Annotated in this window: 23 protein-coding genes; 18 read left to right on the forward strand and 5 right to left on the reverse strand. The window is 65.1% G+C overall.

Annotated features, from left to right (window positions below; all coding sequences use genetic code 11):
- From dnaA to KAR29_RS00045, 9 genes are all read left to right on the forward strand, one after another.
- Complete coding sequence (dnaA, locus tag KAR29_RS00005) at positions 1-1,332, forward strand: chromosomal replication initiator protein DnaA (protein ID WP_274373607.1); 1,332 nt, start codon at positions 1-3, stop codon at positions 1,330-1,332.
- Between the two features lie 250 nt (positions 1,333-1,582).
- Positions 1,583-2,599 (forward strand): DNA polymerase III subunit beta, encoded by a 1,017-nt coding sequence (gene dnaN / locus KAR29_RS00010; RefSeq protein ID WP_274373608.1) that lies wholly within the window; start codon positions 1,583-1,585, stop codon positions 2,597-2,599.
- Positions 2,509-2,724, forward strand: a complete 216-nt coding sequence (locus KAR29_RS00015) for a hypothetical protein (RefSeq protein ID WP_274374992.1) — start codon at positions 2,509-2,511, stop codon at positions 2,722-2,724. The genes dnaN and KAR29_RS00015 overlap by 91 nt, the downstream gene beginning before the upstream one ends.
- Positions 2,724-3,785: a DNA replication/repair protein RecF gene (recF, locus tag KAR29_RS00020; protein WP_274373609.1), complete on the forward strand. Its 1,062-nt coding sequence runs from the start codon at positions 2,724-2,726 to the stop codon at positions 3,783-3,785. The genes KAR29_RS00015 and recF overlap by 1 nt, the downstream gene beginning before the upstream one ends.
- Complete coding sequence (mnmG, locus tag KAR29_RS00025; RefSeq protein ID WP_274373610.1) at positions 3,782-5,662, forward strand: tRNA uridine-5-carboxymethylaminomethyl(34) synthesis enzyme MnmG; 1,881 nt, start codon at positions 3,782-3,784, stop codon at positions 5,660-5,662. The genes recF and mnmG overlap by 4 nt, the downstream gene beginning before the upstream one ends.
- Entirely contained in the window at positions 5,643-6,152 is a 510-nt protein-coding gene (locus tag KAR29_RS00030; RefSeq protein WP_274373611.1) for a DUF721 domain-containing protein, read from the forward strand. The genes mnmG and KAR29_RS00030 overlap by 20 nt, the downstream gene beginning before the upstream one ends.
- Positions 6,153-6,167: 15 nt before the next feature.
- A complete protein-coding gene (locus KAR29_RS00035; RefSeq protein WP_274373612.1) occupies positions 6,168-7,274 on the forward strand; it encodes an NAD(P)H-dependent flavin oxidoreductase in 1,107 nt (368 codons plus the stop codon).
- A gap of 175 nt (positions 7,275-7,449) precedes the next feature.
- Positions 7,450-8,403: a TAXI family TRAP transporter solute-binding subunit gene (locus KAR29_RS00040; RefSeq protein WP_274373613.1), complete on the forward strand. Its 954-nt coding sequence runs from the start codon at positions 7,450-7,452 to the stop codon at positions 8,401-8,403.
- Between the two features lie 131 nt (positions 8,404-8,534).
- Positions 8,535-10,499 carry a TRAP transporter permease gene (locus KAR29_RS00045; protein WP_274373614.1) on the forward strand — a complete coding sequence of 655 codons (1,965 nt, stop codon included), beginning with the start codon at positions 8,535-8,537 and terminating at the stop codon, positions 10,497-10,499.
- Positions 10,500-10,569: 70 nt separating this feature from the next.
- On the opposite strand, the gene KAR29_RS00050 is transcribed toward KAR29_RS00045, so the two are convergent.
- Positions 10,570-11,094, reverse strand: coding sequence for a folate family ECF transporter S component (locus tag KAR29_RS00050; protein WP_274373615.1), 525 nt, complete (start codon positions 11,092-11,094; stop codon positions 10,570-10,572).
- A 91-nt stretch (positions 11,095-11,185) separates the two neighbouring features.
- Between KAR29_RS00050 and KAR29_RS00055 the strand changes: the two genes are divergently transcribed.
- Positions 11,186-11,920 carry a cell division protein FtsL gene (locus KAR29_RS00055; protein ID WP_274373616.1) on the forward strand — a complete coding sequence of 245 codons (735 nt, stop codon included), beginning with the start codon at positions 11,186-11,188 and terminating at the stop codon, positions 11,918-11,920.
- Positions 11,921-11,929: 9 nt separating this feature from the next.
- On the opposite strand, the gene KAR29_RS00060 is transcribed toward KAR29_RS00055, so the two are convergent.
- The gene (locus KAR29_RS00060) at positions 11,930-12,724 is read right to left on the reverse strand and encodes an LmeA family phospholipid-binding protein (RefSeq protein WP_274373617.1); all 795 of its coding nucleotides are present in this window, start codon (positions 12,722-12,724) and stop codon (positions 11,930-11,932) included.
- A gap of 192 nt (positions 12,725-12,916) precedes the next feature.
- Between KAR29_RS00060 and KAR29_RS00065 the strand changes: the two genes are divergently transcribed.
- From KAR29_RS00065 to KAR29_RS00075, 3 genes are all read left to right on the forward strand, one after another.
- On the forward strand, positions 12,917-13,216 hold the full coding sequence (locus tag KAR29_RS00065) for an OB-fold nucleic acid binding domain-containing protein (protein ID WP_274373618.1): 300 nt from the start codon (positions 12,917-12,919) through the stop codon (positions 13,214-13,216).
- 209 nt (positions 13,217-13,425) lie between these two features.
- Complete coding sequence (locus KAR29_RS00070) at positions 13,426-13,821, forward strand: class II SORL domain-containing protein (RefSeq protein ID WP_274373619.1); 396 nt, start codon at positions 13,426-13,428, stop codon at positions 13,819-13,821.
- A 126-nt stretch (positions 13,822-13,947) separates the two neighbouring features.
- Positions 13,948-14,250 (forward strand): DNA-binding protein, encoded by a 303-nt coding sequence (locus KAR29_RS00075; RefSeq protein ID WP_274374993.1) that lies wholly within the window; start codon positions 13,948-13,950, stop codon positions 14,248-14,250.
- 13 nt (positions 14,251-14,263) lie between these two features.
- Here KAR29_RS00075 and KAR29_RS00080 read toward each other — a convergent pair whose 3' ends face one another.
- Together KAR29_RS00080 and KAR29_RS00085 are read right to left on the reverse strand one after the other, a co-directional pair.
- Positions 14,264-15,223: a glucokinase gene (locus KAR29_RS00080; protein ID WP_274373620.1), complete on the reverse strand. Its 960-nt coding sequence runs from the start codon at positions 15,221-15,223 to the stop codon at positions 14,264-14,266.
- The gene (locus KAR29_RS00085; protein WP_274373621.1) at positions 15,220-15,741 is read right to left on the reverse strand and encodes a DUF2179 domain-containing protein; all 522 of its coding nucleotides are present in this window, start codon (positions 15,739-15,741) and stop codon (positions 15,220-15,222) included. Before KAR29_RS00085 ends, KAR29_RS00080 begins: the two co-directional genes overlap by 4 nt.
- Before the next feature lie 237 nt (positions 15,742-15,978).
- Between KAR29_RS00085 and KAR29_RS00090 the strand changes: the two genes are divergently transcribed.
- A complete protein-coding gene (locus KAR29_RS00090; protein ID WP_274373622.1) occupies positions 15,979-16,584 on the forward strand; it encodes a lysozyme family protein in 606 nt (201 codons plus the stop codon).
- 140 nt (positions 16,585-16,724) lie between these two features.
- On the opposite strand, the gene KAR29_RS00095 is transcribed toward KAR29_RS00090, so the two are convergent.
- Positions 16,725-17,894, reverse strand: a complete 1,170-nt coding sequence (locus KAR29_RS00095) for an MFS transporter (protein ID WP_274373623.1) — start codon at positions 17,892-17,894, stop codon at positions 16,725-16,727.
- Between the two features lie 604 nt (positions 17,895-18,498).
- On the opposite strand from KAR29_RS00095, the gene ilvN reads away from it, so the two are divergent.
- From ilvN to ilvB, 4 genes are all read left to right on the forward strand, one after another.
- Complete coding sequence (gene ilvN / locus KAR29_RS00100; protein ID WP_274373624.1) at positions 18,499-19,020, forward strand: acetolactate synthase small subunit; 522 nt, start codon at positions 18,499-18,501, stop codon at positions 19,018-19,020.
- 63 nt (positions 19,021-19,083) lie between these two features.
- Positions 19,084-20,094, forward strand: coding sequence for a ketol-acid reductoisomerase (gene ilvC, locus KAR29_RS00105; protein WP_274373625.1), 1,011 nt, complete (start codon positions 19,084-19,086; stop codon positions 20,092-20,094).
- Positions 20,095-20,130: 36 nt separating this feature from the next.
- Complete coding sequence (locus tag KAR29_RS00110; RefSeq protein ID WP_274373626.1) at positions 20,131-21,687, forward strand: 2-isopropylmalate synthase; 1,557 nt, start codon at positions 20,131-20,133, stop codon at positions 21,685-21,687.
- Between the two features lie 43 nt (positions 21,688-21,730).
- Positions 21,731-23,401 carry a biosynthetic-type acetolactate synthase large subunit gene (gene ilvB / locus KAR29_RS00115; protein ID WP_274373627.1) on the forward strand — a complete coding sequence of 557 codons (1,671 nt, stop codon included), beginning with the start codon at positions 21,731-21,733 and terminating at the stop codon, positions 23,399-23,401.
- Positions 23,402-23,576: the final 175 nt, after the last annotated feature.

A 23,576-nucleotide genomic window follows, 5' to 3' on the forward strand; every position in this document is an offset into this window, starting at 1 on the left:
GTGGATAAAGATCTCGACCTCATCTGGGAGCAGATACTGACCAAAGCTCGAGAGGAACTGCCTCCCGGTGCCGGCGATATCTGGCTCAAGACCTGCATGCCCGTCTCACTTCGGGAGGGCACGCTTCTTCTCGACGTGCCCAACGTCTTCGTCAAGGAACAGATCCAGTCCCGCTTTCTCACTCCCCTCCAGAAGATGATCGAAGGGGCGGGCCTCGCCTCGCGCGTCGAGCTTCGCGTCGGCACCGAGGTCCGTTCGGGCGAACAGGATCGGGCCGAAAAGGCCGCCCAGCCTCCCCAACCCCCTCAGGCCACCCGGTCGGGACTCAATCCGGCCTATGTCTTCGGAAATTTCGTCGTGGGCAAGTCCAACCGGCTGGCCCACGCCGCGAGCCTGGCCTCGGCCGAATCGCCCGGCGTCGCCTACAACCCTCTCTTCATCTGGGGAGGCGTCGGGCTGGGCAAGACCCATCTCATGCATGCCATCGGCCACTACGTCCTCGAAAAGGGCCCGTCGGCCCGCATCGTCTATCTGAGTTCGGAAAAATTCACCAATGAGCTCATCTCCTCCATCCAGAACAAGAGGATGCAGGACTTCAAATCGAAATATAGAAACGTCGATGTTCTCCTCATCGACGATATCCAGTTTCTGGCCAACAAGGAAAGCACGCAGGAGGAATTTTTTCATACCTTCAACAGCCTTCACGACGCGAAAAAACAGATCGTCATCAGCTCCGACCGCCCTCCCAAAGAGATCAAGATGGTCGAGGACCGGCTCGTGAGCCGCTTCGAGTGGGGACTCGTCACCGACATTCAGCCTCCCGATCTGGAAACGCGCATCGCCATCCTCCAGAAGAAGGCCGAACTGAGAGGCTACCGCATCGAGGAGGAAATCATCTATTTCCTGGCCCAGAACATCCCCAGCAACATCCGGGAGCTCGAGGGCGCCCTCAACCGCGTCGTCGCCTGTTCGGAGCTGAATTCGGAGACGATCACCGTCGAGAGGGCCGCCGAGTGGCTGAAGGACCTGATCCGCCACGACAAGCGCGGGCCCGTCACGATCGAACGCATTCAGCAGCAGGTGGCCGAGGCCTTCAGCCTCGACGTGGCCGACCTGACGAGCACGAAACGGACGGCCGACTTCGCCCTGGCCCGCCAGGTCGCCATGTACCTCAGCCGTGAGCTGACCGATTCCAGCCTCCAGCAGATCGGCTACGCCTTCCACAAAAAGGATCACACCACCGTCCTTCACGCCTGTCGCAAGATCGCCGAGATGATCGACAACGACGCCCGCGTCCGCTCCGTTGTGGATAACATCCGGAATAAGGGGTGAATGAACGGTGGACGAGGGCGTGCATCGTCTGTGGATAAGATGATTTCAAAAAGTTTCCACAAAGAACCTGTGGAAACTGTGGATAACTTGCCTGTCCATCCACCGTGCCATCCACCGTGTCATCCACAGGCCCGAAGGGCACCGTCAGCGGTCCCGAGGCGGTTATCCACACTATGCACCGCACCTATTACGACGACTACTGCCTTTATTCCATAAAGAGCAGGAATAACCGTAGAGAGGGGGACCCTCCTTGAAGTTACTGATCGAGAAAAACGGTTTCCTCAAAAGCTGGCAGATGGCGGAGCGGACGGCAGGGAGCAGGAGCACCGTCAGCATTCTCGCCGGCATCCGCTGTCTCGCCGACGAAAGGGGACTCCACCTGGAGGCCACCGACCTCAAGACATCGCTGAAGTGTCGGGCCGAGGGAACGGAAGTTCAGGAACCGGGCGAGACCGTGTTACCGACGAAGGCGATGGGCGAGCTCTTCAAGAAAGCCCCGGGGCCCTCCATCGCCCTCGAGATCGCCGAGGGACGGGCCACCCTGACGGCGGGGCGCAGCCGCTACACCCTGACGGTCCTCCCCGTCGACGAGTTCCCCCGCCTGCCGAGATCGGAAAACGCCCGATTCTTCTGCGACACGACGGTGGCGACGATGAGCCGCCTTCTCGAGGAGGGGACCTTCGCCGGCTCTCCCAACGAGGAGTTTCCCAAGTATCTCAGCGCCGCCCTCCTCCAGGTGGCCGACGGGAAGCTCAAGACCGTGGCCACCGACGGACGGCGCCTCTCCCTCTCCCAGACTCCCCTCGACGTTCCTCCCGATCAGGGGCAGCTTCTCCTTCCCCTCAACGGCCTCAAGGAACTCCATCGCCTTCTGGGCTCCCTCGACGGCACGGCGCCCCTCCGCCTTCTCGAAGACGACAGTCAGGCCTACTTCCAGGTCGCGTCCATGGAGTTCTCCGTCCGTCGCGTCGATTCCAGCTTCCCTCCCTACGAGAAGATCCTCCTGCCCAACCGGACGACGTGGATGACGGTGGCGAGAGCCTCCCTGGAAGAGGCCCTGGAACGGGCCAACATCGTCGTCCGTGACTTCACGAAATCGATCGTCTTCCAGCTCACCCCCGGGGGTCCCTGCACGTGCGGGGAAAGGCCCCCGATATCGGAGAGGCTCGGGAGGAGCTGGCCGCCGACATCGACGGCGAACCGCTCCGCGTGGCCTTCAACATCTCCTTTCTCCTCGAGGGGATCAAGGCCCTCAGGGACGACGTGATCGAGCTTTCCTTCAACGGGTCCCACGGGCAGATGCGCATGTCCCGTCCCGGCGAGGAGAGCTTTCTCTACGTGCTCATGCCCATAACCCTGTCGGAAGAGGAAAGCGACGCCATCGATCTCTGATGCACTGTCTTTCGTCGGCCTGGGTCCATTTTCGAAATCTCGAGCCCCGGAGGACGGAGTGGTCCCTGGGGTTGAATTTGTTGATCGGCGCCAACGGCTCGGGAAAGACCAATATCCTCGAGGCTCTTCACCTTCTGGGGGGGTGGGGTCCCTTTCAGGGCTCGCGGGCCCTGGCCGATCTCCTTTCCTGGCAGGCCTCGGAGAGGACGTCCCGCGTCGAGGGGCGCTTCGGCGGCGAGGAGACCCTTCGCGTCGAGGCCCAGATCCGGTCGAGGATCGTCCTCCGCCTCGACGGCAGGGCGACGCGGGCCTCCGACGTGAGGGCGCGCCTGCCTCTGCTTGCCTTCCAGCCGGCCGATCTGGCCCTCGTCGAGGGCTCTCCCTCGACGAGGCGACTCTTCCTCGACCGTCTCTGCGCCCTGCTTTTCCCCCTTTATGCCCTGCGGCTTCACGAATACCGCCGGGCTTTGAGACAGAGGGTCTGTCTTCTCCGTCAGAGGCGGGACCCGTCGCTGACGACGAAGCTGCTCATTCCCCTGGGAGGGTGGCTCTGGTCGGCCCGCTCCAGCGCCGTCGAGCTGCTTCGCCTCGGCCTGGACCGGACAGGCGATCTGCTTCCCGATGCCCTCGACGTCACCTTTCATCGCGGAGGCAGCCAAGGAGTGGACGAACCCGAGCGCGACCTGGCCGAGGGGTTGCGCTTCACGGCCGATCGGGAGAGGTCGGCGGCCCGCGTCTTCGTCGGACCTCAGAGAGACGACATGGCCCTTCGTTCCCGAGGCCGAGAGGCCTCCGTCGTCTTCAGCCGGGGCCATCGTCGTCGCGTCGCCGTGGCTCTCATGCTGGGGGCCGCCTGGGCCGTCGAGCGGAGGCTCCGGCGCAAGCCCGTCCTTCTTCTCGACGAGGTGACGGCCGAGCTCGACGAGGAGGGGCGTGACAGGACCTTCGCCGTCCTTCAGGCCTCTTCCTGGCAGGTCTTCGCCGCCACGGCCGGCGGCGTGGCCTACGAGTGGCCCGGGGCGGTCTGGATGATTCGTCAAGGAGAGGTGACGGAACGATGACGGAATACGATGTGATCGTCGTCGGAGGCGGCCACGGGGGCTGCGAGGCGGCTTTGGCCGCGGCCCGCCTCGGCGCTTCGACGCTGCTTCTGAATCTCTACGTCGACAACCTGGCCCTCATGGCCTGTAACCCCTCCATCGGGGGACCGGCCAAGGGGCACCTAGTGAGGGAGATCGACGCCTTGGGCGGCGAGCAGGCGAGGGCGACGGACGCCTCGACGCTCCACATCAGGCGCCTCAACACCTCCAAGGGGCCCGCCGTCCAGACTCTGAGGGCCCAGTGCGATCTCGACGACTACCACCGCCACTATCTCGAGAGGATCGAGGAGAGGGCCAACCTCCACCTCCACCAGGATATCGTGACGGAACTTCTCGTCGACGAGGGCACGATCAGGGGCGTCGTCACGCGGCTGGGAAGCGTCTACCGCGGGAGGACCGTCGTCCTCGCCACGGGAACCTACCTGGGGGGGAAGGTCTTCATCGGACGGACCCATTTCGCCTCGGGGCCCCTGGGACAGGTGGCGGCCCTGGGACTGACGGAGTCGCTCCGCAAGATCGGCTTCGAGACGGGACGGCTCAAGACGGGGACGACGCCTCGCATCGGCAGGGACAGCGTCGACTGGGCCTCCCTCGAGAGCCAGGAGAGCGCCGACGAGCCCCTGGCCTTCAGCCACTGGAGCGAGGGGAAGATCCACGAGGGTTTCGCCTGTCACCTGACGCGGACGACGGAGGAGACCCACGAGATCATCAGGGGCGCCATGGACCGCTCGCCCCTTTTCAGAGGCGACATCGAGGGGCCGGGGCCCCGCTACTGCCCCTCCATCGAGGATCGGGTGAACCGCTTCCCCGATAGGGATTCCCACCCCATCTTCCTCGAGCCCGTCGGCCGCCGGAGCCGGGAGATCTACATGCAGAACTTTTCGACGAGCCTCCCCTACGATGCCCAGGTCGAGATGGTCCGCTCCCTTCCGGGCTGCGAGAGGGCCCGGATCGTCCGTCCCGGCTACGCCATCGAGTACGACTACCTGCCTCCGACGCAGCTTCTTCCCTGGCTGGAGACGAAGCGGGTCCGGGGCCTTTTCTGCGCCGGTCAGATCAACGGCACGTCGGGCTACGAGGAGGCCGCCGCCCAAGGGCTGATGGCGGGCATCAACGCCGCCCTCGTGGCCCGGGGTCGCGACCCCGTCACGCTCGGCCGCCACGAGGGGTACATCGCCGTCCTCATCGACGATCTCGTCACCAAGGGGACGCGCGAGCCCTACCGCATGTTCACCAGCCGCTGCGAACACCGCCTTCTCCTGCGCCACGACAACGCCGACAGGCGTTTGTCCCCTCTGGGGCGTCGTCTCGGCCTCGTCGACGACGCACGGTGGGATCACCTTCAGCGGCGATGGAGGCGCGTCGAGGAGATCCGGGAGGTTCTGCGGTCACGCCTGATCTATCCGGGAGAGGCGACGGCGGCCTTCCTGGCCGGCCTCGCCTCCTCGCCTCTTGCGGAGAGGGTGACGGCCCTCGACCTGATGCGCCGTCCCGAGATCGATGCCTCCCGCCTCTGGTCCTTCCTGGGCTTGGGCGACCTTCCCGACGGGGAGATCCTCGCCTCGGTCCAGACGGACGTCCGCTACGAGGGGTACATCGCCCGCCAGGAGCGCCAGGTGGAACGGATGGAACGGATGGAAAGGGTACCGTTGCCCGTCGATTTCGACTATGCTTCTGTGGGGGGACTTTCGGGAGAGAGCCGACAGAAACTGGAGAGTATCCGTCCCCTTTCCCTGGGCCAGGCCGGTCGCGTCTCGGGCGTCACGCCCGCCGACGTCCAGCTGCTCTGGGTGACCCTGGAGTCGAGAAGGCGCAGCCGTGAGAAAAACCCGGCCTAAGGGAACGGCCATTCCTCTGGGTGCCCTTCTCGAGGGAGCCCTCACGCCCGATCTCAAGCGAGGCCTCGCCCTGGCCGACCTCTCCCTCAAATGGGACGAGGTGGTCGGTCCCCTGGCCTCGCGGAGCCGTCCCCTGCGCATCGAGGGCGAGTCTCTCGTCGTCGTCGCCGACTCTCCTGCCCTGGCCCAACGCCTCAAGATCCAGGCCGGAGGGGTGGCTCGCAAGATTCGCGAGGGATGGGGACTTTCCGTCTCGGGGCTGCACCTTCTCGTCGGCCCCGTGGCGACGAGGCGAAAGCCCGCCGACCCCGTCTCGCGGCCTCTGCCGGCCCTCGGGGGAGATGAATTGGCCCGGGCCGAACGCACTCTCTTCCCCTATGTGGAGGACGAAAAGGTGGCGTCGGCTCTGGCTCGGCTTATGGCCGTCTACAGACGGCGTTTCGGAGAGATTCCTCCCGCCGCCGAAGCCCTGCATCCAACGAAGGAATGAAGGAGTGTTGATGTCGTGAACAGAGAAACTGCCAAGCTGCCCCAGCTCCGCCTCGGCAGGCATACCCCCCGCTATCCCCTCGTTCAGGGGGGGATGGGCGTCAAAATATCGGGTCCCAGGCTGGCCGGAGCCGTGGCCAGGGCGGGAGGAGTGGGAACCATCGCCAGCGTCGGATTGGCCTGCGACTCTCCCCACTACAACGGGCGGAACTACTTCCAGGCCAACGTGAAGGCCCTCCGCGACGCCCTGACCGAGGCCAGGGCCGCCGCTCCCGAAGGCGTTCTCGCCGTCAACTGCATGGTGGCCCTCACCGACTACGACGATCACATCCGCACGGCCTGCGAGGGAGGAGCCGACGTCCTCATCTCCGGAGCCGGTCTGCCCCTCAAGCTGCCGGAGCTGACGAAGGACTTCCCCGACGTGGCCCTCGTCCCCATCGTGAGCTCCCTCAAGGCGGCCCAGCTCATCGTCAGGCGCTGGCAGAAGAGCTACGGCCGTCTTCCCGACGGTTTCGTCGTCGAGACGCCCCTTCACGCCGGAGGTCATCTGGGCGTCACCAAGGCCGAACAGGTGATCGATCCCGACTTTTCCCTCGAGACCGTCGTCCCCGAACTGGTCGCCTACCTCGCCGAGGAGGGACTGGGCGAGACGCTTCCCGTCATCGCCGCCGGAGGCATCTGGACCCGCGACGACATGGACGCCCTCTTCGCCATGGGTGCCCGAGGCGTCCAGCTGGGGACGATCTTCGCCTGCACCGAGGAGTGCGACGCCAGCCCCCGCTTCAAACAGGCCTACGTCGAGGCCACCGAGGAGGACGTCGTCATCATCAAGAGCCCCGTCGGCATTCCGGGACGGGCCCTGAAGTCTCCCTTCGTCGCCCGCTACCTCGAGGGCAACGTCGAGAGCAGCCCCTGCATCGCCAACTGCCTCACCCACTGTTCCTACAGAAAGGATCGTCAGGCCTTCTGCATCGCCCAGGCTCTGATAGACGCCTTTAACGGAAATTGGGAAAGGGGCCTCTTTTTTTGCGGAGACAACGTCTCCCGTTGTGACAGAATTCGGACTGTCGACGATATTTTCGAAGAATTCTTTCAAAACGAAAAACTTAGTCCCGAAATTTAATAATCAAGGGGAGTTGAAATTAAATAGAATACTCTTAGTATGCTTTAAACAAGCTGTTAGGTCCGCTTTTTGACTTTTTTCGCAAATGGACCGAGTTGACAGCGGCACATTTAGTATTGTATTCTCAATAAGCCCGCTTGTGGGCGTCCATATCCGTCACAGAGGAGGGGTTCGAGTGTCACGCAAAAGTTGGTCTTATCTGTTGGGCGTTCTCTGTCTCGTCACCGTTTTCGCTACGGCCGCCTCGGCCACGACGTTCCTCAATATTGCAACGGGAAGCACCGGTGGGACCTATTATCCCGTCGGAGCCGGAATGGCCAAGATATGGAACGATACCGTCGAGGGCATCCAGGCCAGCGCCCAGTCGACGGGCGGCACCGTCAACAACATCCAGCTCATGAGCGAGAAGGAATCGGAAATGGGCTTCATGGACGGCCTCTATTACTTCGCCTACACGGGCCAGGGCCGCTATGAGGGCAACGCCCAGAAGTACATCCGCGCCCTCGTTCCCCTCTACCCCGAGCCGATTCAGCTCATGGTCGCCAAGGGAAGCGGCATCAAGTCCGTGGCCGACATGAAGGGCAAGCGCGTCTCCATCGGCGCCGTCGCCAGCGGCACCGAGGTCTCGGCCCGCCAGCTCCTCCACCTGGCCGGCCTCGACCCCGACAAGGACATCAAGGCCGAGAACCTCGGCGTCGGCGATACGGGCAGCGCCTTCGGCGACAAGCGCATCGACGCGGCCATCATGGTCGGCGCCCTCGGCATGGCCGGCGTCGTCGAGCCCTCCACCTTGGGCCTCGTCGAGTTCATCGACGTCTCCGACGATCTCGTCGCCGCCGTCATGGCCGAGACGCCCTACTGGGTGCCCTTCACCATCCCCGCCGGCACCTACAACGGCCAGGACAAGGACGTCAAGACCTACGCCAGCTGGAACATCGTCGGCATCCGCGAGGAGATCGACGAGGAGACGGTCTATCAGATGACGAAGGCCCTCTTCGACAAGCATGACGATCTCGTCGCCGTCAACTCCAAGATGGCCTCCATGGTCGCCGAGAACGTCAAGTACATCCTCATCCCCCTCCATCCCGGGGCGGAGCGCTACTACAAAGAGGTCGGCGCCATTCAGTAGGCCCGTCGACCCCCGAGGGGGCAGGATCTTCCTGCCCCCTTCTATGGGCCCAAGAACTTTAATATTGAATACTATAACTTTGTAGAATTTAATTATAAAAATAAAAAATTTTATTGAAGGGGTGTACGTATATGGCCCAGGTCGAAGAAAGACCCTCTTCCATCCTCGGACAGTCCATCGACGACGAGAAGATTCAGAAGCTCGTCGAGAAGTACGACGCCGAAAGCCGTTTCCGCGTCCTCGACGGCCTCGCCGGCAAGATCGTCATGGCCCTCCTCGTCGCCATGTCCTGCTATCATCTCTACACGGCAGGTTTCGGCCTTCTTCCCATATCGATCCACCGCGCCGTCCATCTCACCTTCGCCATCGCCGCCGTCTACCTTCTCTACCCGGCGACGTCCAAGAGCAGTCGCACCTCCATTCCCTGGTACGACTGGGTCCTTTCCCTTCTGGCGGCGGCCGGTTCGGCCTACATCGTCTTTTTCTTCAACGACATCGCCCGTCGCGGCGCCCAGGTTCAGCCCTACGAGCTCTGGATGGGCCTGGCCTTCATGGTCCTCGTCCTCGAGGCGGGGCGGCGCATCGTCGGCAACGTCCTTCCCATGCTGGCCTTCTTTTTCCTCCTCTACTGCTACTTCGGCCGCTACATGCCCAGCATCTTCATGCACCGGGGCTACTCCCTGAGCCGCATCGTCCAGCACATGTACCTGACGCCCGAGGGGGTTTTCGGCGTCGCCCTGGGGGTCTCGAGCACCTTCGTCTTCATGTTCATTCTTTTCGGCGCCTTCCTCTCGGGAAGCGGCGGGGCCCGCTTCTTCAACGAGCTCTCCCTGGCCCTGGCCGGCCATCTGCCCGGCGGTCCCGCCAAGGTGGCCATCGTCGCCTCGGGCCTTCTGGGGACGATCAACGGCTCTTCCGTGGCCAACGTGGCCACGACGGGGGCCTTCACCATCCCCCTCATGAAGCGCGTCGGCTACAAGCCCGAGTTCGCCGGGGCCGTCGAGGCCTGCGCCTCCACGGGAGGCCAGCTCATGCCGCCCATCATGGGCGCCGGAGCCTTCATCATGAGCGAGTTTCTGGGCATCTCCTACCTGCGCATCGCCGCCGCGGCCATCATCCCCGCCCTGCTCTACTACGCCGCCCTCTTCATCAACGTCCACGTCCGGGCCAAGTACCGCAACCTGGAGGGGATCGAGCGCGATCTTCTGCCCAAGGGCAAGGAGGTCTTCGCCCGCGACGGCCATCTTCTCATTCCCCTTTTCGCCATCATCGCCATGCTCCTCATGAAGTACACGCCCCTCGCCGCCGCCTTCTGGGGAATCGTCACCGTCATCGTCGTCAGCTCCCTCCGCTCCCACACCCGCATGGGACCGGTCAAGATTCTCAAGGCCCTCGAGGAGGGAGCCCGCGGCGCCCTGGGCGTGGCCCTGGCCTGCGCCCTCGTCGGCTTCGTCGTCGGCACCTCGTCCCTGACGGCCCTGGGCCTGACTTTGTCCAACAACATCATCGACATCGCCGGAGGGAAGCTTCTGCCGACTCTGATCATGGCCATGGTGGCCTGCATCGTCCTGGGCATGGGCCTTCCCACGACGGCCAACTACATCGTGACGAGCACCATCATCGCCCCGGCTTTGATCAAGATGGGCGTCTTCCCCCTGGCGGCCCACATGTTCGTCTTCTACTTCGGCATCATGGCCGACCTGACGCCTCCCGTCTGCCTCGCCGCCTTCACGGGAGCGGGCATCGCCGGCGCCAATCCGGGCAAGACGGGGCTGGAGGCGACGAAGATCGCCCTCGTGGCCTACGCCCTGCCCTACACTTTCATCTACACGCCGGCCATCCTCCTCGAGCAGGCCCATCCCCTCTCGCTGGCCCTGCTCGTCGTCGCCGCCCTGGCCGGCATCGCCGCCCTGGCCGGCGCCCTCCAGGGATGGCTCATGCGCAACCTGTCGCCCGCCATCCGGGCTCTCCTGGTCGTTCCCGGCCTGGCTGCCTTCCTCCCCAGCAGCACGGCGAAGCTCGCCTCTCTGGCCGCCATCGTCGCCGTCATGGCCTGGACCTGCCTCAAAAGCCCCAAAGGAGCTTTGACGGCTTAAGGGCTCCCGACGGACGGGACAAAAAGGCTCCGGCCCCTTGAGGGACCGGAGCCTTTTCTGTCGGCGCGGCTCAGCCGTTGCCGGCGATGTGAAGGCTGGGGAAGCGTTTTCTCAGGGCGTCGAGGAGGAAGGCGTAGAAGGGGATGTTGATCGCCTCTCCGACGATCTTCGCCGGCACCGTCGCCGTCAGGGGGATGCCGAAGAGCTGCTTCAGGAAGAGGGGGACGAGAAGGACGGAGCTGACGAGCTGTCCTGCGGCGATGGCCAGAAGGAGGCGCCTCACCGTCAGAGGGCGTCCGCCCGAGAGGTGGACGACGAGTCCCGGAAGGGCCCCCGTCAGGGCCGCCGTGAGGGTAAAATGGGGCATGTAGGGGCCCATGGGGTTGATGAAGAAGCCGACGATGTCGCCCAGCCCCCCTACGAGGGCTCCGGCGACGGGGCCGAAGGCAATTCCGGCGAAGAGGGCGGGGAAGGCCCCGAAGCCGAGGCGGATTCCCTCGATGGGGCCGATGGCGATCCGGATGGCGGCCACCCGGGACAGGACGATCTGCAGGCTGATGAGAAGGGCCAGATTGGCCTTGGTTCTCGTGTCCATGACGTCACCTTTCTTTTCCGCTCTAATCTGTTCCACAGGCAGATATACCTTGACGGCGAGAAGATTATACCGTAGGAGGGACGAAAACAGAATGAGACGATGGGGAGTCCTGTTGCTTGTCGCGATGGCCCTGCTCGGCGTCGCGCCGGCCGCTCCCGCCGAAGTCGGGCGCTGGGAGGAGCTGGTCGCGGTCTACGGCGCAAGGGAGGAGGCGGGGCGCGACGCCACGTTCCTGAGGGAGCGCCTTCTGGCCGAGGCGCCCCGTGAGGAGCCTCGGCGGCTCTGGGAGGGGCTCGGCGCGGCGGAGGGGCGGGAGCGGGCCTCCCGTGCCCTGGCCCTCGTGGAGGCCCTTTTTCCCGGCGGCGATCCGGCCCGCTGGGAGGAGGTCGGGGGATTCTGGAACCCCCAGGAGATTCCCCTCTCCCTGGTCGCCCTCGACGCCGTCTACGAGGCGGTTCTGGCCCTCGGCGATCTGCCCGACGGGGGAGCTCCCTTCCTGGCCTCGACGCTGCTGCGCCGTCTTCTTCAGTCTTCCGGGGCGAGGATCCACGCCTTCCTGACGGCGCCGGCCGAGTACGCCCGCCTCGTCGAGATCCTTCCGGCCTGGGGGCCGCCCTGGCCGAGGGGGCGAATCGAGGGGCGTCTTCCCTTCGCCCGTCCCGTCAGGGGCTCCATCGGCCAGGATCGGGCCCTGAGGGAGGGGTTCACCTTTCTCGACGGTTACGGCCGCCCCTCGTCGGGGCTGGGAGCCTATGCCTGGGATCGCCGGGGAGGAAGGCTCTTCCGCGTCCGTGACGGGCGGCCCCGCTGGTGGCTGGACGACTAGGGGCTCCGGTCACGGTGCCCGGTAGGAGTAGGTGATGCCCTCCAGTCGCGTCGGCAGGTGACGGCTTCTGAGGGTCACCTGTTCGTCGTCCTGGTCGATGGCCGCCAGACGCAGGGGGAAGACGAAGCGGTCGAGGTCGAGAATGGGCTGGAGCCTGGCGACGGCCCTTTTGGCCAGAGATTCGGGGAGCTGTCGCCTGTTGACTTTGAGTGTGTAGTCGGAGAGCCAGACCTGGCGTCCCCGGACCAGGTCGAACTGGCCGTCGATTTCGATGAGGATGTCGAAGGTGAACAGGAGCCGGGCGCGGTAGACGCCTTCGGCGTGGACGCCCTCCTTGCGGAAGTCGACGCCGATGCGCTGCCAGTTCTCGTCGTCGTCGCCGATCTGTTTCTCCCGGAGACGGGCGTTGAGGTCCTCCTCGCGGATCGTCGCCTGAGAGTAGACGGCCAGCATGGCCTCGACGGCCAGGTCCTCCTCCCACTGTTCCGGGTCGTTGAACCGGACGTCGAGGGCCTCGACGGCGATGTGGTCGAGCCTCATCCCGTCGACGCGGGCTCCACGGACGTCGAGGAAGAGGTGACGGACCTTGCCGCTCGCGTCGGGCTGGCCGTCGACGACGAGGGTCATTTCCTCGGGGGAGAAGCGTCGCTGGAAGAAGCGGAAGAGCGTCCCCGCCCTCCCGTCGTCGCCTCCGGAGAGGGAGTAGGCCGGAAGATCGACATCGGAGGAGAGGGGGGCGGCCCGGAGAGGGGAGGGGCAGACGAGGGCTGTCAGGAGGGCGAGAAGGAGAAGGGATCGGTTCATGAAAGATACCTCCGTTTTGAGATGTAGGCGGTGCACGAGGGGGCCTTTCGAAGATTTTCCGCCATCATATCATGGGCCTTTCCCCGCGAGGAGGGGCGGGGACCTTGTAAGAAGGGGCGGAAAAGGGTAAAGTTAAAAAAAGGTACGGCCATCTCGGCCGTGCCCATCTCCTGCAGAGGGGAGAGGATCGGCATGAACGTTCTGGAGAACGCGGTGGCCGTGGCCGGGAGGCTCCACCTGGTCCACGGCGAAACGATCGGAGAAAATCGGATGGGTCGCTACTTCCGGTTTTCCGTGAGGCAGGATACGCCCTGGAAAGACGGCAGCACGCGCCATGACTTCCTCCTCGCCCGGGCCTACAGGCCCGAAGTTCAGAACCTCCTGAGGGAGCTCAAGGAGGGGACGTCGATTCGGGTTTCAGGGGAGATCCGCTCGTCCGTCGGGAGCGGAGAGATGTACATCTTGGCCGACGAGGTCGATATCCTCGTATAGGAGAGGGACCGTGAGGTCGGCTCTCCTTGTTTTTTACCCCTCTTCGCCCGTTTTTTGTATGGTGTCAAAACAACTCAAGGGTCTTGAAAAATGACGCTCGTGAACGTATGCTGTTGCCATCGGCGCGAAAGGCAGAGTCCGCCGATCCTTCTTCCGGCAGGCGTTGCGGGAGGAGGGAGTCCCATTTTCCGAGAGGAGGAAGACGGCCGATGAAGTTCGAACACCTGATTCAGTCCGGTGATTTCCGGGGGGAAAAGCACGTTCCCGTCATCGAGGCTCCCGAGACGGTCAAGGCGGGAGAGACCTTCACCGTCCAGGTCAGCGTCGGCAAGGAGATCGCCCATCCCAACACGACGGAGCACCATATCCGCTGGATCAAGCTCTATTTCAAGCCCGCCGAGGGGAAGTTCCCCTACGAAGTCTTCAACGTCGAGTTCAACGTTCACGGCGAATCCGTCGCCGGCCCCAACCAGGGCCCGGCCTACGCCGAGCCCGTCGCCTCCGCCGCCGTGCGCATCGACAGGCCGGGAACCCTGGTGGCTGCCTCTTACTGCAACATTCACGGCCTCTGGGAGAGCTTCAGGGAGATCGGCCTCGAGGCCTGATCTGCCGAAGGGCTTTCCGGGGCGCCTCCAGGGGGGCGCCCCTTTTCGCTTTTTGGCCCCTTGTCTCCCGGCCCGATTTGGGGTAGAAAGGGCGGGTTCTTCTGTCGCGAAGGAGGTGTCACGGTGATGGATTTAGGGGAAAACAGCGCCCGCGTCAGCGGCTCTTTGCATCATGTCCGGGGCGAGGCCGTCAGGGACAGCCGGATGGGCGAGTACACGAGCTTTTCCGTCCGCCAGGAGCGAAGCCTCGAGGGAGGGACGATCCGGCGGGATTTCATCATGGCCCGCGTCTTCGACGGCGCCCTTCAGGAGAAGGTCCGATCCCTCCTGGAGGGGACGACGGTCCGCGTCGAGGGGGAGATCCGTTCCTCCCTGGGGAGCGGCGAGATCTACCTGCTGGCCCAAAGGATCGAAGAGGTGACCGAGTAGGCGACGTCGGCCCTCAACCTTTCTCCTTCCATCTCTCGGCTCCGGCCCGGGCGGCGCCCCAGAGGCCGGCGTCGTCGTCGGCGAGAAGGCCTACGGGGATGGAGGCCAGAACGGTTCCCATCGTGTCCGACCGGAGAAAGGCCTCCCGGAAGGTCTCCTGATCGACGAGAAAGGGGGAGCGGGCCAGGACGCCTCCTGTGAGGGTGAGTCCTCCCAGGGACAGGACGTCGAGGGCCGTGTCGCGGCAGACTCTTCCCAGAAAGCGTCCCATCCACTGGACGGTCAGGGGCGATCGCCCCAGGGCGTCGACGACCTCCCGTTCGTCGAGGTTTTCCCCGTAGAGGAAGGCCTGAAGATGGGCCAGCCCCCGACCGGAGACGACGAAATCGAGTTCCTTGCCCCTGGGGCCCACGCGGTCGCAGATGAAGCGGAGGAAGTCCAGTTCGTCGCCGTTTTCGACGGCGAAGGTGCCGTGGCCTCCCTCGGAAGGGAGAACGAGAAGGCCTCCGCGCCCGTCGGGGACGATGAAGGCCTTGCCCAGGCCCGTTCCGGAGGCGACGACGGCCTCGACGCCCTCTCTGGGTTCTCCCCGGAGGAGGATCGTGGTCTTGCCCGCCAGAGGGGACCTCGTCGCCCAGGCCTGAGCGACGAGGTCGTTGAGGACGACAAAGGTGCCGCCCAGAGAGGACTCGAGGGCGGCACCGTCTATTGTCCAGCCCCGGGCCGTGATCCTTACCCTTCGGTCCCTGTCGACGAAGCCCGCCGCGGCGAGGACGACGACGTCGGCCTCGCCCGGAGAGAGATCGAAGCCCGAGGCGGTCAGGGCCTCGAAAAGCTCCCCGCCCCCTCCGTAGTCGCCCGTGGCCAGGCGGCACGTCGACAGGAGGGTCAGCCCTCTTTCGTCGTGGAGAAAGTGGCCGAAACGACTCCCCGTTCCGCCGATGTCGGCGGCCAGGATGCGGCGCGCCCTCACTTGGCCTTCCTCTGGAAATGGCCGCCCTGGACCCCCTTGAGGTCGGAGACGAAGACGAAGGCGCTGCACCCCTTCGTCGCCGCCAGAACCCTGTGGCGGTCGTTGCGGTCGCAGACGACCTTGAGGACCAGGCGGGGGCCGTTGCGCCCTTCTCCGGTGATGACCGTCGTTCCGAAGCCGGCCTCGCGTAGGGTGTTGGCCATGCAGGCGCCTCCGGCCACGTCGTGGGCGATGATCTCGACGAGGACGTGGCCGGAGAGGAGTTTCTCCTCCAGCAGGGAGCCCATGAAGTTGCCCGTGGCGTAGCCTCCGGCGTAGGCGATGAAGTTGAGAGGGCTCGACAGGCCGGCCTTGAGGACGTACTGGAGGGAGAGGAGGTAGAGGGAAACTTCGAAAAAGCCCACGAAGGCGGCGATTCCCCGCCTCCCTTTGACCAGAAGCAGCATCCGCACCGTCGCCATGGAGACGTCGGCGACGCGGGCGAGGAAGATAAGGGCGGCGGCGAAGAGGATTTCCATCGTTGTGCCTCCTTTCCCATGCGTCCTGTGGGGATCTTCGGGAACGTTCCAAGGCCCGACGGCCGAGGAATCGGCCTTTTTACCTTGGTCTTTTCCCGCCTTTGGGGCTACACTCGGGCCGAAGGGGCCCTTTCAGGGGCATCCTATCAGAAGCGGGTCGAAGAGACGAGGCCCCCTTTCCCTTTCGCTCCTCTTCAGGGGGAGCGCTTTCGGGTTCACCTATCGGGAGGAAGAGCGATGAAAAAGACGACAGCCCTTGTGACTCTCCTTGTGCTTCTTCTGTCGGCGGCCGCGTCGGGAGCGGAGGAGATCCTTTCCCTCGACCGCTCCCGTCTGGCCGCCTTCGCCCGCCGCTATCCGGGAGATGATTGGGCCTCGACGCGCCGCCAGGTCATGGCCGACTATTTCTCCATCGTCAACCGAGACCTTTCGGAACAGCGGCGCATGAACTACGCCGTGTACGTCGATCGCTCGGCGGCCCAGTACGGCCTCGACCCCTTCGTCGTCGCCGCCGTCATGATCCACCGTTCGGGCCTGGACTGGCTCTCCAAGGGAGAGGGGGAGTACGGTCTGATGAGGGTGGACTGGACGGCGAACAAGGCCTGGATCGTCAAGGAGGATTCCCGCATCGACGAGCCCCGCATCCTGATGAAGCCCGTCCTGAACGTCCGCATGGGCTGCGCCCTCATGGCCGACAGGCTGACTCTCTCGGGTCGCAGCTACGACGAGATGGTCGCGCGCTTCTACGGCCGGGGCGGCCTCTCGGCCTCGTCGGAGATCGAGCGCCACTACCGCAACATGGCCCAGTCCTTCCGGGAGAGCGTCGAGGCCAGGCGCCCCTAGAAGTCTGTCGGGCTTGGCCTGACGGTCGTTGAGCGATGCCCCTTGTGTTGCCTGAAGGGAATGCTTGGTTCTCGAAAGCGGACGCTTCATCTCATGGGTCAGGCCCGATCACCCTCTTCCCGGAGAAGTCCGACAGACTCCTAGTCGGAGAGGCGGGGGAAAAAAAGCGTCCCTCCGGCGATGAGGAGCGTCGTCACGCCGAAGGCCAGAAGAAAGCCCGTCGGCGCGTAATGGCCCGGAGTGCTTTCGAAAAGGCCGATGAGGCTTCCCGTTCCCCATTGGAAGGCGATGACGCCGACGTAGATGAAGAGGTTGGCCATCCCCAGGACGGCCCCTCTCCTGGAGGGTTCGGTCAGTTCGTTGACGGCCGAGGCGCCCTGGACGACGAAGACCCCCGAGGCGAGTCCCACGAGAAAGCCCGTCGATCCCACGAGAATGATGGAGTCCGTCAGTGCGGCGAGGGCGAGAAGAAGGATCCAGAGGATTCCCGCCAGGGCGTAGCCGCGCCGGAGGATCGTCGCCCTCGAACCCTTCAGGCGCCCTCCCGCCAGGGTCCCGGCGATGACGCCGATGCCGACGAGGGTGGCCCAGTTGCGCGCCGAGGCCGTCGTCACGTCGAAGGCCGCCCTGTACCAGGCCACGGCCCAGAGGCCCTGAAAGGCCAGAAGGGCGCTGATGAGAAGGCCCCAGAGAAGGGTGACGGTCCGCAGGGGAGGCGAGAGGGCGATGGTCCTCGCCGCCTCCCCCATCCTTTTGGCCAGCTCCATTTTTCCGCCTCCGGCGTTCCCCGGAGTCTTTCCGCCGAGGATCACGAGGGCGGCCGCCAGGGCGAAGCTGACGAGGGCCAGGAGGGAGAAGACGCTCGTCTTGCCCCACCTCTCGAGGGCGAAGCCCAGAGGGGCGACGGAGACGACGGCGCCCAGGTTGCCGACGGCGAGCGTCACCCCGGCGTAGAAGGGGTAGCGCTCCTGGGGAAAGGCCCGGGATTGGAAGAGGAGGGCGCCGGAGAACATGGGAGCCAGCCCCAGACCCGTCAGCAGCCTCCAGAGGCCGAGGGAGAGGGCCGTCGGGGAGAGGATGTAGAGGACCTCCCCCACCCCGGTGAGGGCCATGCCGAAGGCGACGACCCTCAGAGGGCCCAGGCGGTCGTGAAGGGCGCCGCAGAGGGGCTGAGTGACGGCGTAGGCGTAGTAGTAGAGACTTGAGATGAAGCCTGCCGTGGCCGCCGAAAGGCCCAGCCTCGAGGCCTCCTGGGGGAGGACGACGGAGGCGGAGACGCGGAAGAAGAAGGAGAAGAAGTAGGCCGTCACGAGAAGGACATAGAGAAGGAAGACGAAGGGGCCCTCCTTAGGGGGCCGTGGCGATGACATGGCGAAAACCTCCCGTCGGGTTCAATGCTTTTCCCATTATAGGCCATGACCGCCTCATTCACTCAGAGCTTCGTCCCTTCTGCCCGCGCCCGCTCCGGAGGGGCAGCGCCGTGTCCCGGCGCCGCCGCGGGGCGGGGTCCTCGGGACCGAGAGGTATGACGGCGGGAAAGGTAGGACCTCCCGGGCCGACGACTTTCTTCGGCAGGAGCAGTGACGAGGGCCGCCGGGCGGACGAGAGGGATGAAAATTCTGAATTCCATAGGAAAACGTTCTCCATGTTGACAGATAGGGCCCGGAGCCCTAAAATGTCCACCAATCTCGGGAGTCGAAATCGGCACAGGAGGTGGAGCGCAGTGAACCGGATGAAGGCCCTTTCCCTTACCAATCTCGTCCTCGTACTTATTAGCTGCGGGTCCCCTCCTGGAGCTTTCGTCGCCGTATAGGCCGACGGAATCTTACAGGACCGGGGCCCCTTGCGTCAGGGGCCCCGGTCTTTCTTTTTGCCAGGTCTTTCAGGGCTTCATCAGGACAGGGAGGGAAAAAGATGACGATCCACACGATCAGCGTTTTGGCTCAGGACCAACCCGGTGTCCTTTCCCGCCTCGCCGGGCTGGTCTCGCGCCGGGGATACAACGTGACGAGTCTCAGCGTCGGCAAGACGCACAGGCCCGGTCTTTCCCGCTTCACCCTCGTCGTCAACGGCGACGAGACCGTCGTGGACCAGATCGTCCGCCAGCTCGACAAGCTCGTCGAGGTCGTCGACGTCCGCAATCTCAGCGAGAGCACCTTCGTCGAGCGCTGGATGACGCTGATCAAAGTCCGCGCCCCCCTCGACGTCCGTCCTCACGTCCTCCAGACGGCCGAAGTCTTCCGCTGCCGCATCATCGACATCGGTGAAGACGCCATCGTCATCGAGGCGACGGGAGATCGGGGAAAAGTGGAAGCCTGTCTCGAAGCGGTGCGCCCCTTCGGCGTCCTCGAAGTCGCCAGCAGCGGGGCCGTCGCCCTGGGCCGGACGGGCTTCGGCGCCAGGAAGGAGTCGCCTGTCGAGGCGCTTCAAATCTAGAGGTCCGGCTTCAGATCCACGGGAAAAAACTTCTGAAACACAATCGAAAGGGGTCTTTTGAAGATGGCACAGGTCTACTACGACAAGGACGCGAATCTCGAGCTTATCAAGGGCAGGAGGGTGGCCGTCCTCGGCTATGGCAGCCAGGGTCACGCTCATGCCCAAAACCTCCGCGACAGCGGCGTTTCCGTCGTCATCGGCCTTCACGAGACGAGCCGCAGCCGCGCCAAGGCCCAGGCCGACGGCTTCGAGGTCCTTTCCGTCCGGGAGGCCGTGGCCTCTGCCGACGTGGTCATGTTCCTCATGCCCGACCACGTCCAGGCCGACGTCTTCCGCAACGAAGTCGCCCCCTTCCTGAAGAAGGACGCGGCCCTGGCCTTCGCCCACGGCTTCTGCATCCACTACGGCCAGGTCCTCCCCCCCGCCGATCGGGACGTCTTCATGGTCGCCCCCAAGGGACCGGGTCACCTTGTCCGCCGCATGTTCGCCGACGGCAAGGGCGTTCCCTGCCTCATCGCCGTCTACCAGAACGCCTCGGGACAGGCCAGGGAGATCGGTCTGGCCTACGCCTCGGCCATCGGCGGCGGCCGGGCCGGCGTCATCGAGACCACCTTCGCCGAGGAGACGGAGACGGACCTCTTCGGCGAGCAGGCCGTCCTCTGCGGCGGCGTGACGGAGCTGATCAAGGCCGGATTCGACACCCTCGTCGACGCCGGCTACCAGCCGGAGATCGCCTACTTCGAGTGTCTCAACGAGCTGAAGCTCATCGTCGACATGATCTACGAGGGCGGCTTCTCCTGGATGCGCTACTCCGTCAGCGACACGGCCAAGTACGGCGACCTCGTCGCCGGAAGGAAGGTCGTCGACGAGTACACCCGCGAGGCCATGGAAGAGCTCCTCAAGCGCGTCCAGGACGGTTCCTTCGCCCAGGACTGGATCGCCGAGAATCTCTGCGGCCGTCCCCGCATGAGGGCCTGGATGCGCGCCGAGAAGAACCACCCCATCGAAGCCGTCGGCAAGTCGCTGAGAACGATGATGCCCTGGATGGAGGCCAAGGAGGCCCCCGAGAACTAGAGAGCGAGGCCGGATCGGCCTCGAGAGGAGGAGACCATGACCCCCGACAAGGTACGTATTTTCGACACCACTCTGAGAGACGGAGAACAGTCGCCCGGCATCAACCTGAACAGGGCCGAGAAGCTCCAGATCGCGCGTCAGCTCGCACGATTGGGCGTCGACGTGATCGAGGCCGGCTTCCCTGCCGCTTCCGAGGGCGACCTCGAGTCGGTGCGTGCCATTGCCCGCGAGGTGAAGGGCCCCATCGTGGCCGGTCTGGCCCGGACGCGCAACGAGGACATCATGGCCGCCTGGGAGGGCGTGCGCCACGCCGAGCGGCCCCGCATCCACACCTTCATCGCCACCAGCGACATCCACCTGGAGCACAAGCTCCGCATGAGCCGCGACGAGGTCCTGGAGGAGGTGCGCCGGGCCGTCACCCTGGCCCGTTCCCTGACGGACGACGTCGAGTTCTCCGCCGAGGACGCCAGCCGGTCCGATCCGGCCTTTCTGGCCCAGGTTCTCCGCCTCGCCGTCGAGTGCGGAGCCCGGACCCTCAACGTTCCCGACACGGTCGGCTACGCCGTCCCGGCCGAGTTCGGCGCCTTCCTGGCCGACATCATGGCCCGCGTCGACGCGGGTCGTGACGTCATCTGGTCCGTCCACTGTCACGACGACCTGGGGCTCGCCGTGGCCAACTCCCTCGAGGCCGTCCGCTGCGGCGCCCGCCAGGTGGAGTGCACCGTCAACGGTCTCGGCGAGCGGGCCGGGAACGCCGCCATGGAAGAGATCGTCATGGCCCTCCGCGTCCGTCGCGGCGCCGACGGTCCCGACACGACGCTCGACACGACGGTCTTTCAGAGCCTGAGCGGCCTCGTGTCGCGCCTGACCGGATTCCCCGTCCCGCCCAACAAGGCCATCGTGGGCCGCAACGCCTTCGCCCACGAGGCCGGCATCCACCAGCACGGCGTCCTCCGTCACCGAAGCACCTACGAGATCATGAAGGCCGAGGACGTCGGCGCTCCGAGCAGTCGCCTCGTCCTGGGCAAACACTCGGGACGGCATGCCTTTGCCAGCCGCATCGAGGCCATGGGCTACGCCCTGGAGCCCGAGGCCGTCGAGGAGCTCTTCGTCCTCTTCAAAAACCTCTGCGACAGGAAGGAGATGGTCACCGACGACGACCTGGAGGCCCTCATCGTCGACGAAGTCCTCTCCGTCAGCTCCCAGAAGCGCCTCGTCCTCAAGGACTACATGGTCCAGTCGGCCGGCCGCGACAGGGCGACGGCGACGGTGACCCTCATGGACGGAGACGCGGAGAAGACCGACGCCGCCACGGGCAACGGCCCCGTCGACGCCGTCTTCTCGGCCGTGAAGCGCATCATGTCCCTCGAGCCCAAGCTTCTCAGCTACCGCATCGAGGCCGTGACGGAGCGGGCCGACGCCATGGGCCAGGCCTCGCTCTCCATCAGTCTCGACGGCGTCAGCGCCGCGGGACGGGGGGCCAGCACGGACGTCATCGAGGCCAGCCTCAAGGCCTACGTCAACGCCCTGAACCGCGTCTTCCAGATCCAGGAGGGACGCCAGGTCGCCCGGGCCATGGAAGGCGCCTGCTGAGAGGTTCCCCTTGGAAAAAGAGAGTGAAAGGAGGCGGCCGATCATGATGAACGGCGCTCAGATGGTCATGGAAGCCCTGGCCCGCGAGGGCGTCGACGTCCTCTTCGGCATCCCCGGAGGGACCGTCATCCCCCTTTTCGACGCCCTGATGAAGGCCCCTTTCCGTCAGGTGCTGACCCGTCACGAGCAGGCCGCCGTCCATGCCGCCGAGGGGTACGCCCGTCTGTCGGGAAAGGTCGGCGTCTGCCTCGTCACGTCGGGACCGGGGGCGACGAACACCCTCACCGGCCTGGCCGACGCCCACATGGACTCCGTCCCCGTCGTCGTCATCACAGGCCAGGTCAAGACCTCCCTCATCGGCACCGATGCCTTTCAGGAGGCCGACATCTTCGGCTGCAGCATGCCCCTCGTGAAGCACAGCTTCTTCGTTCAGAGCCTGGACCAGCTTCCCAAGGCCCTGGCCGGGGCCTTCTACATCGCCCGGACGGGCCGGCCCGGCCCGGTCCTGGTCGACATCCCCGTCGACATCCAGAACGGCACGGGCGACTTCGTCTACCCGCCCGAGCTCGACTTCCCCGGCTACAGCGCCGAGACGGCCCAGGACCTGAGCCAGCTCGAAAGGGCCCGACGGCTCCTCGAGGGGGCCCGACGCCCCCTCCTCCTCGCAGGAGGCGGCGTCATCCTCTCCGGGGCCGACGGGGAGCTTCGCGACCTGGCCGAGGCCGGTTCCCTGCCTGTGGCGACGACGTTCATGGGCAAGGGAGCCTTCCCCGAGGACCATCGCCTCTCCCTCGGCACGGCGGGCATGCACGGCCGCCCCGCCGCCAACCTGGCCCTCTGCGAGGCCGACGTCGTCGTCGCCGTGGGAACGCGCTTCTCCGACAGGACGACGGGACGCCTCGACGGCTTCGCCCCCAAGGCCAAGGTGATCCAGATCGATCTCGACAGGGCCGAGGTGGGCAAAAACCTTCTCCCGGCGGCGGGTCTCGTCGGCGATGCCGCCGCCGTCCTTCCCCTGCTGAAGGACGCCTCGGCGGGCCGAGATCGGTCCGACTGGCTCCGGTCCATCGACGAATGGAAGGCCGCCTACCCGCTCGAACCCTCGGAGCCCTCCCTTTCGGTGCCCTCCGTCATCAGGGCCGTCCGCTCCCTCGTCGACGATGACGTGGCCCTCGTCACCGAAGTGGGCCAGCATCAGATGTGGGCGGGCCTCCACTGGGAGACGCGCCGTCCCCGGGGCTTCATCTCCTCGGGAGGCTTGGGGACGATGGGCTTCGGCCTCCCGGCGGCCCTCGGAGCGGCCCTCGCCTCGGGAAAGCCCGTCGTCTGTCTCGCCGGAGACGGCAGCCTCCTCATGAACGTCCAGGAGCTGGAGACCTGCTCGCGCTACAGTCTTCCCGTCAAGGTCATCGTCTTCAACAACGGCAGTCTGGGCATGGTCCGCCAGTGGCAGGAGCTCTTCTACGACGAGCGCTACGCCCAGACCATGGAGGCGCCCCGCTGCGACTTCGTCGCCCTCGCCGAGGCCTTCTCCATCCCCGGCTTCCGCATCGTCGAGGCCGCGGCCATGGAGGCCACGCTCAGGAAAGCCCTGGAAAGTCCCGGACCGGCCCTCGTCGAGTGCCTCATTCCCTGGCGGGACAAGGTCTTCCCCATGGTTCCCGCCGGAGCGGCCCTGGGCAGCTTCATGTGGCCCGGCGAGGGGGAAGTCTGAACTCCCTCCGGCCCGATCGACGATCGAAGGAAGAACAGGTGCGAAAGGGAAGGCCGTTTCCGGTCTTCCCTTTCGCTTTCGCCGACAAAGCGAGTATAATATTCGCGTAACTGTGGAGACTTGTTGCAACCGTCGCATAAGACGGCCCCCTTTGGCGGCCTTTGAGAGGAGATGA

The organism is Aminithiophilus ramosus, assembly GCF_018069705.1.
In the GTDB taxonomy this organism is placed as follows: Bacteria; Synergistota; Synergistia; order Synergistales; family Aminithiophilaceae; genus Aminithiophilus; species Aminithiophilus ramosus.